This is a genomic window from Enterococcus pallens ATCC BAA-351 (genome assembly GCF_000407485.1).
Classification (GTDB): Bacteria; Bacillota; Bacilli; order Lactobacillales; family Enterococcaceae; genus Enterococcus_A; species Enterococcus_A pallens.
Map to the genome: position 1 here is coordinate 490326 of NZ_ASWD01000003.1, position 14630 is coordinate 504955.

The window sequence follows — 14630 nt, forward strand, 5'->3', positions numbered from 1 at the left end:
ATCATCTATCCTCCTATACTAAATTGGTTACTATTAAGATAAGGATCCTTTAGAGATTCCATAGAATATTTTGACTCTAATTCAGCAAAAACACCGCTAGGTAATGAAAAGCGTTTAGTCTGTTCACAGATAACTTCAAAATAAGGATCAAAAATATGTTTTCTATTTAAGTCCTGATATGTTCGGATACTTAAATCCACACCGCGGATTTGGTCACTTAAAGATAGATCGAAACCATTAAGTTCCTGAAAATCACTTTTTGCAATGATTAAACAATCTTCAGTAGCCGTATAGATTTCTCTAGGCAATGCCGGACGGAAATATGTTCCAATTGTTTTATTAGATAATCCTTGCTGCTCATAGTAAATTGTATGATCATCTGGCTTAATGAGTACACCACAATTTAATATTGCATCTTGAGTACTAATAACTTTTCCAGAAACAAGTCCTACCTCAGGTAAACGAACAAAATTCATAGCTTCATTCAACCAATTTTTGGAAGACGGGTATTCATCTGGTGACATAAATACTATATATTCGCCTAATGCAGCTTCCGCAAGTTCATTTAAGTTTTTTGCATCTACATATCGGATATGCTCATCCTCTATAGCAAGGCCATTTCCTTTAAATAGTAGTATTTCGTAGTCCTGCCAATCTGTCGTTTCCAATAAATTCATAAGTACTTGCTTTTCTTTCAGAGGCTTGGTGTATACGATAGAGACTTTATCATCTTTTTTATAGGTAAAATCAATTTTATAAGCCCCATAGTTTTTTGTCATAGATACTTTACCAAACAAGTCTCGCCGCTCTAGCGCCGCTTCAATTGCTTTCTGACCAGCCACATAAGCGTATTCTTTACTCTGAGGATCCATAGCTACGGATGTCTCAATCGTTCTCCAATGATACAAAATTCTAGGAATATGATGAATCTTCTGTGCGGCTTCTGTGGCTCTGAGAACAAAATCATAGTCTTGGCTTCCGTTAAATTCTGTGCGTAACCCACCAACCTTTTCAATGATTGATCGTTTAACCACTACAAAATGAGTAATGTAATTGTGCCCAAGAAGTAAGGTTTCATTCCAATTAGATTTAAAGAATGGATCAAAACGTTTACCGCTCATTGATAATTTGTCTTCATCTGTATAAATGAAGTCAATGTTGGAGTCCTCATTAATTGCCTTAACTACCTCTAAAAGAGCCGTTTCAGACAAAATATCATCATTATCTAAAAATCCGATATATTCTCCAGTTGCTACTTCGATGGCTGAGTTAGTTGCTTCAGAAATATGTCCGTTTTGTTCACGAAAAACAACCTTAACTCTTTCATCTGCAGCACTTAATTCTTGTAGCAATGGTTTGATATGTGCTTTAGGGGAGGCATCGTCTGCTAAGCAAAGCTCCCAATTTTTATAAACTTGATTAGTTAACGACCCTACACATGCCCGCAACCATTTTTCATCTACATTATAGACTGGAACAACTAGTGAAATTTTAGGTTCAAAATTCAGGTGTTGAGTTTCCTGTAACAAACTTTCTTTGAAAGCTACTTCTTCTTTCTCAATCCAAGCATCATAATTTATACTAATAGATTTCCGATGCTGATAATTTTTATAGGCTTTGGAGATGCCTTCACGCTTTACTGATCCTAAAATGCGACGAACCTTTTTAATAAAAGGTGTAGTATTTTCTTTAGGCATACTTACAATCACTGGATAAACATTATCTGTAGCTGACACTAATAATAATTTAATTGTATCCTCTAACTGGAGATTCTCAACTGTTAATATGAAACCGTACTTTTCATTTGGACAAAGATCAAAAGCCTCATTTACATCTGGTCTCAATAGGCGAGTTATTTGATAACTGTTCGTTTTTTCAGCCAGCAAAAATTCTAACTGCTTTTGATCGCTTAAAGAAAATCCCCATCCTTTGACGACAACTTGTTTATCGGTTTCATTATTTTCTACAGTTTCTATATTTATGCGAATATCTTCTTGATATTCCTCTGGTTTTTTGTAAGGAATTTTTGACAATTGATAATTATATTCATTATAGTAAACAAGTTTTCGCTTAAGTAATCGTTGCATTTTTTTTGTTTCATATAGATCATTGAATAATTCTTGATCTACTATTGATCCTTGTTCTTCATCAAGAATTTCTATAGATAAAGTGTATTCTTTATTCGCAATATCTTTACCAGAAATAATAATATATGGTTCTTCTTCAATCAGATTAAACATAAAGACATCATCTTTAAACCAATTAGCATTCGTTTCTTGAATGGTTAATAATTTATTTTCACAAACGACTGACAGCCTTACTATTGCTGGAAGTTTACCAATAACAATTCTAAGACTTTCTGTAGCAGAAGGTGCCTTATGAACAGTCACTTTGTTTTCTCCATCGTTATTGTTTAATATAAAGGGTTCCATTTCAAAAGAGTTATCAACTAAATACGCCAACTGAATTTGTTTATTGTAATTTGAATTAATAGGAGCTTCACACGTTATAGCATCTACAGCTTCTTTTCTCAATGCAAAAAAATACTGATACACTTCACCAAATGGACGATTTCTAAATGAATAACGAACTGATGCTGGCAACTGATCGTAAGATGCTTCTATTTCATTTTGACCCACTTGAGCATACGTATAATCTTCTTTTCTAACATGAAGATCTAATCGGTCAAACAGATCATAAAAACCACTTTGAGTGTAAAAGCTGTTGTGAGTTCTGTCTAACAGGCCATATTGCTTCCAATCCAATTTGTTGTTAAACAACTCAATAAGAACAGAATTATGAGCAATATTAGGAAAAGTGATTAAGATTTCGCCATCTTTAGCTAAAAAGTGCCGTGCTTGACGTAATGCTTCTTCAGAATTCGTCAGATGTTCTAAGACATCTGCAAAAATAATGTAATCAAATTTTTGACCTGCAAAATAGTCTACCCATTTATATTCCTCAATATTGCCTAAAAAACCATTTTGAGCAAAACCCATTACATGGTCATAGAGAACCGTATCAAATTCTATAATTGATACTTCACATTTTTTTTCATTGATCAAATAATCTGTCATCCGACCATTGCCTGGACCAAATTCTAAAACACGACTGTTTTCACTTATTTGACTGATTATTTTTCCTACACTTGTCTGTTCATCAAGAGTTAGATCAAAATCATATTTCATGGTTATATACTTTCCTTCCATGTGTGATCTAAGACAACAATACCTTCACCAACGTATTTCCCTGTAATAAACATGGTTAGGTATCGTGTTTTATAAACCAATGGGACCGTTGCATTTTCTTCAAAAATAGCCACGTCAAAATAGTATTCTCCACCTAGCAAAGCCATTTTCTCATATTCCAGATAGTAAACATTCTCTCCTTTTTCCCAAGGAATACTTTCTTTATCTAACAATGTATTCAAACCACAAACATATTGATTGTCTACTGTACGAATAGCTACACCTAAAACTGGACGTTTAATAGAATCATCTTTTACATTATAGATTACTTTTACAACCACTTTACTATCTTGCTCAATAATTTCCAGAGGATTCAAATTTTCATCTAATAACTCAGCAGACATAACCTCTACAATATCGTAAGCGGAAAACTCTTCGGATGAAGAAGCCTCACGGTCAATACTTTTCAACGATTTCTTCTTCAAAAAGTTTTCGTACTCTTCTGTAATTTCCATTGTGTCGCCTTCTGCGCGCACCACGCCATCTTTCAACCAATATACCCGATCACAGAATCGTCGTACCGCATTTACGTCATGAGAGACAAATAGAACAGTTTTCCCAGCATTCCTAAACTCGGTGAATTTTTCCATGCATTTGAGCTGGAATTCCAAATCTCCAACAGCCAGCGCTTCGTCAACAATTAAAATGTCAGGATCTACATTTATAGCTACTGCAAAAGCCAATCTGACAAACATCCCACTCGAATAAGTTTTTACAGGCTGATACAAATGGTCTCCGATATCAGCAAAATTAATGATATCATCTACTTTCGTCTCCATTTCTTCACGCGAAAAACCTAATACCATACCATTAAGAAAAATATTCTCATAACCGCTATATTCCGGATTAAACCCTGAACCAAGCTCCAATAACGCCGATATATTTCCCGTAATATTAATTTCACCAGCTGAAGGGGATAGTACTCCTGTAATTATTTTTAAAATAGTAGATTTTCCCGAACCGTTTTCTCCTATAAACCCAATCATTTCCCCTTTTTTCACTTCTACGTTGACATCATTTAACGCATAAAAAACGTCATGATAAGTCTTTCTAGTTGGACTCAGAGCCTCTTTTAACCGATCTGACGGTTTTTGATACATATCATATTTCTTTGTTAAATGCTTGATTTGGATAACTGTTTCTGTCATAGGTTTTGTCTCCTTATAATACGTCAGAAAAATGTGGTTTCAGGCGCTTAAATACCACACTGCCGATAACTAGTAAAATCAATGTAATCACCCAAAAATAAATGGATAACAACGGTTTTTCCCAAAACCATTGTTCACTGAAAAAAGCATCTCTATATCCTTGAACAACATAAAACATAGGATTTAATTTCAAGATAAATTGAATCGTTGGATGAGCCTGAAATTGGTTAATACTCCATAGTACCGGTGTTCCCCACATCAATGCTTGCATAATTACACCAATAAATTGATTAATATCTGGGAAAAATGGCTGAATAGATGAAGTAATCCAAGTGAGCCCGGTTAAGAACATCATCATACAAAACAAATAGTAAAAAATTTGGATAGTATATAAACTAGGCATCGCATGGTTAAAAATTGCCACTATAAAAGCAATTACAATAAAAAAAGCATGCATATATAGATTCGAAAATAATTTCACACTAGGAAGTATGCGAATGTTAAACACAACTTTTTTCACTAGATAACTATATTCACGAAAAACATTTGTCGCAGCTCCCAGTACTTCAGAAAAGTAAAGCCAAGGAACTAAACCAGTTAATAGAAAAACTATAAATGGGTATTTGCCATCAGTCATAGCCGCTTTGAAGCCCACACCGAATACAAACCAATAAGTTAATACCATTACAATTGGATTGGCAAAGGCCCAAAAAATACCAAATGCTGATCCAGCATATCTCGCTTTGAAATCATTAACTGAAAATTGTTTTAAAAGCACTCGGTTACTATAGATCTCTTTAAAAAAGCTAATTAAATCTTTAATCATCGTATTTCCCTTCATTACACTAAATTTTCTTATTGTCTCAATATTCAACTCGTACAAGTTTCTAAGTTGATTAACGGTCTTATTCTACAGAATTCAAAGTTTAAAAGCAAGTTTACCTAAAAGAATAAGCTTAGATATTAGGAATATCTAAGCTTATTCTTAAGATTATTTATGGCGTGAACTACGACTTCTGATTTGCTCACTATTTGTATCGTAGAATTCTTGATAATCATAGTAATAATCATACTCATATTCTTCATCCTCAAATGATTGTTGCCCAGCTAAACCCAACAAACTAAAAGTCAATGGAATCCAAAAACCGGCGTTAAGTGTATCCTCCATAGTAGATTGAAGTAAAATACCAAAAAAAGCAATTAAAAAACTATAACGAACGACTTCAAAATCTCTTTTGAAAATAACGGACCATACAATATATAAAATGAATAAGCTAACCAAAATTAAACCAATAATCCCATACTGACCTAGAATCGAGTTATAGCTATTATGATAGCCTAATACTTCATTACCTCTATGAAAAGTAAAAGGATACATGCCAACTAAAACTTGTTGACTTGTTTCAAATAATTTCTCATAAAATTCTCGCCATATTTCTTCTCTACCAGTAAAAATATTCACCTCGTCAGAAAAAGCAACAAAATAAGAAATCGGAAAAATAGTTGTTAGAAAGACTGTATAAATACCTCCGTAAAAGTATTTTAATTTTTCTTTAGCATTTTCGGGGAACACATCTAAAATGACAAAACACACTGTTGCGGCAAATGAAGCTTTAGATTGTACTACCCAAGTACCAACCAGTCCTAACAAGTAAATAGGATATACAATCCAATCACTCCAACCCATTCTTAAAGATTTGAATAAACAAACAGATAGAAAACTTGCTGTCATGACAGACGCCCCAATTGTGTTCGTATTAATCCAAATCTCTTTTAATTTGTTCGTTGGTGCCCAAATAGAATTCCCCTCAGATGGTGGTGGCATCTCTGTAAAAATGCGATACATGGTAATCAATAGGATAACTAATATAATTCCTCCCAGTAATGCCCGGATCCACTTAGTAAAATAGACAATTTTAAAATCAATAACTACGATTATGATTAATGCAGGTATCACATTCTGAAAGAAACCTGCTCCACGTAAATCAGAAAACTGAGAATAAAATGGAACACTGACAACTGCTAATATCACCCAAACCCAGTCAGCAATACTTAATCGATAAATATTCAATAGTAGTACAGCAATTGCACCGTATGTTACATAACGGACCATGCCAGTGTACAAGTCAAGCATTGGCTGAGTGCCAATACCGCGTGTCCAGAGAAAATAGCAGGCACTAATCATTACAAAAAGAATGAAAAGGCTAATCGTATTTAAAACATTTGTATCTCTATCTCGCATTTTTCTCTCCTTTTAATTCTCTTATTGATAATAATTGTATGGATTTACCGGCAAATTATTTTCAGTCGGATTAGGTAAACTGGAGCCTGAATCAGCAATAGTTGATGGAGTATCTGTATTAGAAGCTGATGAATCTTCAGGAAAACTCACTTCAAAAATTTGCCATTTACCCTTTTCAGGACCATAAATCCGATTAAAATGGGCATAATTACCAGCATTGTATCCTTCCAAAGGTCTTTTACTAACCACATATTTTACACCGAGTTCCTTAAGAGGATTAAAATTTATTTCTACAACAAAAGCATCCGGATTTGTTAGTTTAAAAACAGTGTCTCTATCAGTAACATATGCATCAATATGAGCGTATCGATTATAAACTTTTTCATTTGTCTTTTCCGGATCAACGTCTTTCCACATCTTCATATCGGGATAAAAACGAACAGTATTATAAGTCTTTACTCCTAGTGCAGGTAGAAAATTGTATAAACGATTTTCAGCTATCCAAAGTTGTCCTGGGTCTTCTTGATTCTGTTTCATAATTGCTTTTGCTAGGGTCTTTTCATAAATTGCTCCGGTTCCATGAACGACTGGATTTACGAAGAAGCCACAAGCTATCGTACAAATTAGCATTAACAGGCTGGCTATCTTCTTCTTTCGAGCTAAGATGAACCATATAATTAAAGCGACAACTGCAGTAGTTGCAATCAGGTCAAAGAAGTTGAAATATTTCATCACAGGTGAATTGACTAATCCTGCGTAAATAGAAATACCTGAGACAAGTACAATTACTCCTCTAAGCCATCGAGGCAAACGTTTCTGATCAAAAATAAAACCAATAAACCAAATAGTTAACAACAAAGCAACGAAATTGAAGGTGAATATGGCACGTGTGGTTGGCACATATGATAATAAAGTTGCTTTTGCTAAATTTTCTGACAATCCAAAAACCATAAAGGCTAACAAAGCCAAGGAAAAGCTCAGAAGATTCAAGCCTAAATAGTTTTCTTTCCTGAGTTCTTTTTTAAATAAAACAATAAGCATGAAAGGAACTATCAATACATACAAATTAAAGAATCCCGCTACCTCAGCTTCGTTTGCAATATCAATACCATTTGAAAAAGGTGTTTTCCAATTGGTTAAAAATAGCAGCATTTGCCATAGCTTTAATCCTCCACCAGTTGATACACGCCGACCAGGATAAAGTGTATTCATTGTAGCATCAAGTGCGTCTTTTGACTCTTGGTAAAAGTGGAATAAAACATAACCAATGAACAACAATGCTCCTGCGATTAGAAGCAAATCCAGTCTGTCCCAATTAATTTTTTTACGATAATGTATCAACAGTCCAATAAACCAAAACAAAACTAAGTAAGCCAAAATTACTTGATGGGCTGGATACAATACTAACACGAAGCCAATTCCAAAAATTACAATTAGAAGCATCATTAAACTTCGTAAAATCTTCTTATGATGATTTTCAAAATAATGATAAAAAGCTACCATTAAACCTAAAGTAAAGAATATTAAATCTCCAACATGCTGCATAAACCACCATTGAACTGCTGGTGAGAATGCTATCATCAGTGAGCCTAACAATGAAAGATATTTATTCTTTTTGGTTAAAATCATTGACAATTCGAAACCTAAAAGTATCATAAAAATTATCTTAAAACCCCAATAAAAGGATAGTGCACGATCCTTATCTAAGAAAAAGAACCCCCAGTTGAAAGGTTTTCCAATTTGAGTAATATCTTTTACTGGCGAATTATAAGCGATAATCATATTCTGACCTGATAATCCGTAGTTTGGATTCACCACTGAAAAATCAGACTCTGCTTGAGATAGATAAAAAGGCGTTTGAACCATCCATTCGTCTGAGCGAATTGCCCGACTTTGACCAAAAATTACATCTGTTTTTTTACCATCATCTCTTTGAGAAACAGTATTGTCCCATTCACCAATTGAACTACCGTTTAAATTGAAAGCAACAATGAGAATAAGAAAAACTAATCCGATTAAATAGCGAAATCGTACAATAAAATTCACTATTTTCGTCAAAATTCCTTCTCTTTTTTCTCTCACTCTTTCTCTACTTCTTTGTTGCAGTCTGGTCTCCATTTTTTTCCCCCAAAATCATTTTATACTGTAATAAGGTTTTTCCAGCATAGGAGAAAAGCCCCTTAAAAATTTGTTTAGCACTTCGTAATAATAGTTGCCTCTTGTATTCCGAAACCATCCCATCCTCGTACTCTGTATAGAATCGACTTTCAGCTGTTAGTATTTGCTCATATCTGGCTACATTCATACTACCCTTATAGTCAAGAACAGATAATTGATGGTGTAAAGCTTCTTGCAAGATTTTTATTTGCTCTTTTTCTTGATAAACTTTCCAGCAAAGCCAGTGATCTAAATAATCTAATGAAAAAACTTCGTTGTAACCAACAATTTGTTGTAAAAATCTTAATGAAACCACAGCGGCGGAATTAATTACCATCACTTGATTGCGATATGTTTCTCCTCCCATAGGCAGAGAGGTATGTAAAGGACGCAACGTGTCATTTCTTACTGGTGAAATTTGTTGTGTCTTATCGTAAATAATTGGTGCAATAACAGCGACATGTTCATTTGCTTTTTTTATTTCGTTAATTACCGCTATAAAATACTCGTTGGTCAATTGAGTATCTTGATCCAGAGTAATTAGCCAACGACAGCCTGCCATAAGACTTTTAGGCCATACATAATTGTAAGCTTTTGCCAACCCTTGATTACCTTCAGCAAATCGATAAGTGAACCGCTCATCTGTAAAAACTGGTGTATCTTCCATCGAACTATTGTCAAAAACAAAAATTTGTCGCAATTCAGGTAAATTATTAAAGGTAAGGATTTGCTGTAAGGTTTGTATTGTTAAAGAATCCGCTGCTTTTAATTGGTACAATACAATCACAATATCAAACAAATCCTTTTCCTCTTTTCTTCATTACTTTTCTAACTTAAGAAATTGTTCTAAAGCTTCTTCCCAAGTTGGAATGATAAAACCTAAATCTTTGGCTTTGCTTAAATCCATAACTGAGTATTGTGGGCGTTTTGCCTTCTGAGGATATTCTTCAGAAGTAACCGGCAATACTTCTACATCAGTATCTTTTAGAATTTCTTTGGCAAATTCAAACCATGAACAACTATTTTCATTGGACAAATGGTATATGCCAACTGGCGCTTCATTTTCAATTACAAAAGTCATAAACTCTGCCAATGTACGTGTCCATGTTGGGCGACCATATTGATCATTTACTACTGTCAACTGCTTGTGTGTTTCAGCCAAACGCTGCATCGTATAAACAAAATTATGACCATAGATCCCAAACACCCAAGAAGTACGAATAATATAATAATCATCCATTATTTCTTGTACTGCTTGTTCCCCTAAAAGTTTAGTTCGACCATATTCACTTTGTGGATTCGTAATATCATCTACTTGATACATGCCGTTTTTTCTGGTGCCATCAAAAACATAATCAGTGCTGATGTACACTAATTTAGAACCTGCAGCTTTAGCTGCTTTGGCAACGTTTCTTGTACCACCTACATTGATTTTCTCATCTAATTCTTTACCTTCATCTTCAGCCTTATCAACAGCTGTATAAGCTGCACAATGATAAATCAATTCCGGTTTCAAATCATTTATATATGCCATGGTTTTCTCAGCATCCGTAATATCTAAAACATCAGCATCTGTGGAAACATATTCCCAACCTTTTTCATCTAAAAGCTTTCTTAACTCAGTTCCTAACTGTCCGTTACCGCCTGTTAACAAGATCATTGAGTATCTCTCCTTTTCTCCAAAAAAGGCAGGTCTCCCTGCCTTTAGAATTATTGACCGTTTTTTGCATAATTGGCTTCAACAGCTTGTTTTTCTGCCTCCCACCAATCGCGATTGTCTTTGTACCAGTTAATCGTATCAGCTAATCCGTCGCGGAAATTAGTGAACTCTGGAGTCCAGCCTAATCCTTGTCGTAATTTTGTCGAATCGATTGCGTAGCGCAAATCATGTCCTGGACGATCATTTACATGATCGTAAGCATCTTTAGGTTGGTCCATTAACTCTAAAATCAGTTCCATTACAGATTTATTGTCTTCTTCCCCGTCGGCACCGATCAGATAAGTTTCACCAATCTTGCCTTTAGTCAAAATAGCCCAGACAGCAGAAGAATGATCATTAGTATGAATCCAATCTCTTACGTTCTTTCCGTCTCCGTAAAGTTTAGGACGAATGCCGCTTAAAACGTTTGTAATCTGACGAGGAATGAATTTTTCAATATGCTGATAAGGACCATAGTTATTAGAACAATTAGAAATAGTTGCTTGTAAGTTGAATGAGCGAACCCATGCCTTGACTAACAAATCTGATCCTGCTTTTGTTGATGAATAAGGGCTTGAAGGATTGTACGGAGTTTGATCCGTAAATTTTTCTCCTTCACCTTCACCATGTCCAGGTAAATCTTCCCGTAATGGCAAATCACCATAAACTTCGTCTGTTGATACATGGTGATAACGAACCTTATACTTGCGGCAAGCTTCAATCAAAGTATAGGTTCCAATGATGTTGGTTTGCACGAAAGGAAAAGGATCCTTTAATGAATTATCATTATGTGATTCAGCTGCATAATGAACAACAGCATCAGTCTCTTGAACTAATTTATTTACTAATTCAGCGTCTGCAATGTCTCCTACAACTAGTTTCACTCGATCTTCTGGTAACCCATTCAGGTTTTCCTTATTTCCTGCATAAGTTAGCTTGTCTAAAACAGTCACGTGAACCTCAGGGTGATGTTTTACAACGTAATGAACAAAGTTAGAACCAATAAAACCAGCTCCGCCAGTCACAATTATCTTTTTCATTTGATTGTCTCCTTAGATTTCACCGTAAATGAACGGATTTTCAGCTTCAAATTCTTTTAATGTTGGGTGCTTTTGATCTTTTTCTGAAGTAATTGCTTTATCTATCGCCATAGGCCATTGAATATTCAAATCTGGATCATTGAAAGCAATCCCTCCATCAGCTTCAGCATCATAGTAATTATCACATTTATATAAGAAGTTTACATTTGGTGTCAGTGTCATAAAGCCATGAGCATATCCTTTAGGAACTAACAATTGACGATGGTTGTATTCAGACAGAATATAACCTTCCCATTTTCCATAGGTCGGGCTCCCCTTACGAATATCTACAATAACATCTAATACAGCACCTGTAACTACTCGAATCAACTTTGTTTGTGCAGAAGCCCCTTTTTGGAAATGTAGTCCTCTCAACACTCCTGGTTGCGCAGACAATGAATGATTATCTTGAATAAAGTTCGCTTCAATCCCAGCTTCTTTAAAATCTTTCTCTGAGTAACTTTCAGTGAAAAATCCGCGATGGTCACCAAAAACGGCTGGTTCTACAATTTTTACATCTGTTAATTTAGTTTCTGTAACAACTAATTTTCCCATTATGCTTCCTCTTTTGCTAAACGTAATAAGTATTGTCCATACTGATTTTTTTTCAATGGCTGTGCAAGCTTAACCAATTGATCTTTCGTGATATATCCCATACGGAATGCAATCTCTTCCAAACAAGCAACTTTTAAGTTTTGACGCTTTTCAATAGTTGAAATAAAAGTTGAAGCTTCCAGTAAAGATTCGTGTGTGCCTGTATCCAACCAAGCAAAACCACGGCTCATTACTTCTACAGAAAGTTTATTGCGTTTCAAATATTCTTTATTTACATCAGTAATTTCTAATTCACCACGATCAGATGGTTGGATATTTTTAGCAATCTCCACTACATCGTTATCATAGAAATAAAGTCCTGTCACAGCATAATTAGATTTTGGCTGTTCTGGTTTTTCTTCAATAGAAATAGCTTGCATATGATCATCAAACTCCACTACACCAAAACGTTCAGGGTCGTTTACATGATAACCGAATACCGTTGCTCCCTCTTCCTTCGCTGCTGTACGCTGCAACATACGAGATAAACCATCACCATAATAGATATTATCCCCCAAGACTAAGCAAACACTATCTTCACCAATAAATTCTTCACCAATAATAAATGCTTGTGCTAAACCGTCAGGACTCTCCTGAACAGCATATTCTATATGGATCCCTAATTCTTCACCTGATCCAAAGAGATTCTCAAAACGAGGAGTATCTTGAGGTGTCGAAATGATTAAGATTTCTTTAATACCTGCCAGCATAAGTGTGGACATAGGATAATAAATCATTGGCTTATCATAAACTGGCATTAATTGTTTAGATGTTGCTTTAGTTAATGGATACAGACGCGTGCCGCTTCCGCCTGCTAAAATAATTCCTTTCATGTTTACGCTCCTAACTTTATCTATACATACGTTGTTCATTATACATGATGTCTTCCTAAAGGAGAAAGTACTTTACGTATTTTTTTTATTTTCTCTTAGTCTTTTCCTTACTAAATGCCAAGCTTTCCAGCGCCAACGAAATTGCTGCCATTTCGAAGCCGTTGTTTTGATTTCAGTGGTATTTAATCCATGTCTTCTGTAATAGACTAATTTATCTGGAATAAAGGCCACACCCTTTGTATGGTCAGCAAGCAAGCCGATCCACATATCATGCATTGGGACCTCTGCAGGAATCGGCAAAACTAAGGATTTTAGTTCTTTTCGAAAGGCCATTCCGGCTCCAATATAACTGCTTCGGAATAAATTATGCCAGAAACCTGATTTAGTATGCCGCATTGCTTGATAAGAAGGAACTAAGGTTTGAAAGTCATTATCAACAATGATTAAGTCTGAGACAACCACTGTTTTTTCTGGATTCTTTTGAAAATAGCTTCTCATCACTTCTATTTTATTCATCTGCCAAACATCATCTTGATCACATAAGAAAATTAAATCCTTTTGACCCATTTTGATAGCTTGTTCGAAATTGCCGATGACTCCTGGTTTTTCATTTTTGAAAAGTTGTATTCTAGGATCTTTTTTCTGATAAGCTAGCAATAATTCCCATGTACCATCTGACGAAGAATTATCGGAAACAACTAGCTCATCATATTCACTTAACTGTGGCAAAATACTATCTAGCTGTTCTTCAATAAATGCTCTCCCGTTGTAGGTTGCCATACAAACTGAAACAGATAACGCATGTCCTTCGTGCATGTAATCCTCCTTAAAAAAATTGCCAACCCCATTTACTGAAGTATTTTCTCATGGATTGTAAAAAAATAAAAAATAGTTTTCGACTCTTCACAGCTCCTCGTTCATACAAATGAGTGACTTGGAATCTAGGAGTGTATAGAACTTTATATCCAGCAGTCTCCATTTTTCGGCAAAGGTCGTTGTCTTCAAAGTACATAAAATAGCGCTCATCAAATCCCTCTACAGCGATGAATTTGGCGACATCTACGACCATAAAGCTGCCTGAAATCATCCGAACATAACTGTCTTTATTATCGGGAAGATCTCGACATTCGAAAGCGGCCAAACGTTGATTGAATATTTTTTTAACAAATGAGAATGGGATAAAACGCAGCATGTAATCAAAAACATCTAATTTCTCACGAATTAAAAATTGAGTAGAACCGTCTTCGTTCAAAATCTTAGGCGCTAACAGGGCAACTTCTGGATGTTCACTCAATAATGAAACTAAGCCAGAAAGAACCTCTTCTCCTAAAATTATGTCTGGGTTGAAAATCACCGCATATTCAGAAGGATTGGAGAGCAAATTGAAATTATGCCCAAAACCAAATCCTCTATTTTCTTCATTAAGCGTCACCTGAATAAAGGGAAATTTTTTATAATCCATTAACCTTCGCTGATACTCTGAGGCAGAATGATTATCAAAAATCATAATACGAACCGCCGGATTTTGGCCTAATTTGTCAATTAAAGTATCTAAGCTTAAAAAAATTTTGTCACTATTATGAGTAACGATACTAATAGTGACAATCTCTGTTTGTGTATTCATCATTAA

General features: G+C 35.0%; 12 protein-coding genes. All 12 read right to left on the reverse strand.

Going from position 1 to position 14630, the window contains the following annotated elements:
- Positions 1-5 precede the first annotated feature (5 nt).
- Positions 6-3188 (reverse strand): glycosyltransferase, encoded by a 3183-nt coding sequence (locus I588_RS14895; protein WP_010759585.1) that lies wholly within the window; start codon positions 3186-3188, stop codon positions 6-8.
- Between the two features lie 2 nt (positions 3189-3190).
- Positions 3191-4396 carry an ABC transporter ATP-binding protein gene (locus tag I588_RS14900; protein ID WP_010759586.1) on the reverse strand — a complete coding sequence of 402 codons (1206 nt, stop codon included), beginning with the start codon at positions 4394-4396 and terminating at the stop codon, positions 3191-3193.
- 13 nt (positions 4397-4409) lie between these two features.
- Positions 4410-5222 carry an ABC transporter permease gene (locus tag I588_RS14905; protein ID WP_010759587.1) on the reverse strand — a complete coding sequence of 271 codons (813 nt, stop codon included), beginning with the start codon at positions 5220-5222 and terminating at the stop codon, positions 4410-4412.
- A gap of 165 nt (positions 5223-5387) precedes the next feature.
- Complete coding sequence (locus I588_RS14910; protein WP_010759588.1) at positions 5388-6638, reverse strand: EpaQ family protein; 1251 nt, start codon at positions 6636-6638, stop codon at positions 5388-5390.
- A 21-nt stretch (positions 6639-6659) separates the two neighbouring features.
- Positions 6660-8756, reverse strand: a complete 2097-nt coding sequence (locus I588_RS14915; RefSeq protein ID WP_010759589.1) for a DUF7657 domain-containing protein — start codon at positions 8754-8756, stop codon at positions 6660-6662.
- Positions 8728-9594, reverse strand: a complete 867-nt coding sequence (locus I588_RS14920) for a glycosyltransferase (protein WP_010759590.1) — start codon at positions 9592-9594, stop codon at positions 8728-8730. The genes I588_RS14915 and I588_RS14920 overlap by 29 nt, the downstream gene beginning before the upstream one ends.
- A 21-nt stretch (positions 9595-9615) precedes the next feature.
- Positions 9616-10455, reverse strand: coding sequence for a dTDP-4-dehydrorhamnose reductase (gene rfbD, locus I588_RS14925; protein ID WP_010759591.1), 840 nt, complete (start codon positions 10453-10455; stop codon positions 9616-9618).
- Between the two features lie 50 nt (positions 10456-10505).
- On the reverse strand, positions 10506-11534 hold the full coding sequence (rfbB, locus tag I588_RS14930; RefSeq protein ID WP_010759592.1) for a dTDP-glucose 4,6-dehydratase: 1029 nt from the start codon (positions 11532-11534) through the stop codon (positions 10506-10508).
- 12 nt (positions 11535-11546) lie between these two features.
- A complete protein-coding gene (gene rfbC, locus I588_RS14935) occupies positions 11547-12128 on the reverse strand; it encodes a dTDP-4-dehydrorhamnose 3,5-epimerase (RefSeq protein WP_010759593.1) in 582 nt (193 codons plus the stop codon).
- Positions 12128-13000: a glucose-1-phosphate thymidylyltransferase RfbA gene (gene rfbA, locus I588_RS14940; RefSeq protein ID WP_010759594.1), complete on the reverse strand. Its 873-nt coding sequence runs from the start codon at positions 12998-13000 to the stop codon at positions 12128-12130. The genes rfbC and rfbA overlap by 1 nt, the downstream gene beginning before the upstream one ends.
- Before the next feature lie 72 nt (positions 13001-13072).
- A complete protein-coding gene (locus I588_RS14945) occupies positions 13073-13816 on the reverse strand; it encodes a glycosyltransferase family 2 protein (RefSeq protein WP_010759595.1) in 744 nt (247 codons plus the stop codon).
- A 10-nt stretch (positions 13817-13826) separates the two neighbouring features.
- Complete coding sequence (locus I588_RS14950) at positions 13827-14627, reverse strand: glycosyltransferase (RefSeq protein WP_034694414.1); 801 nt, start codon at positions 14625-14627, stop codon at positions 13827-13829.
- Positions 14628-14630 lie beyond the last annotated feature (3 nt).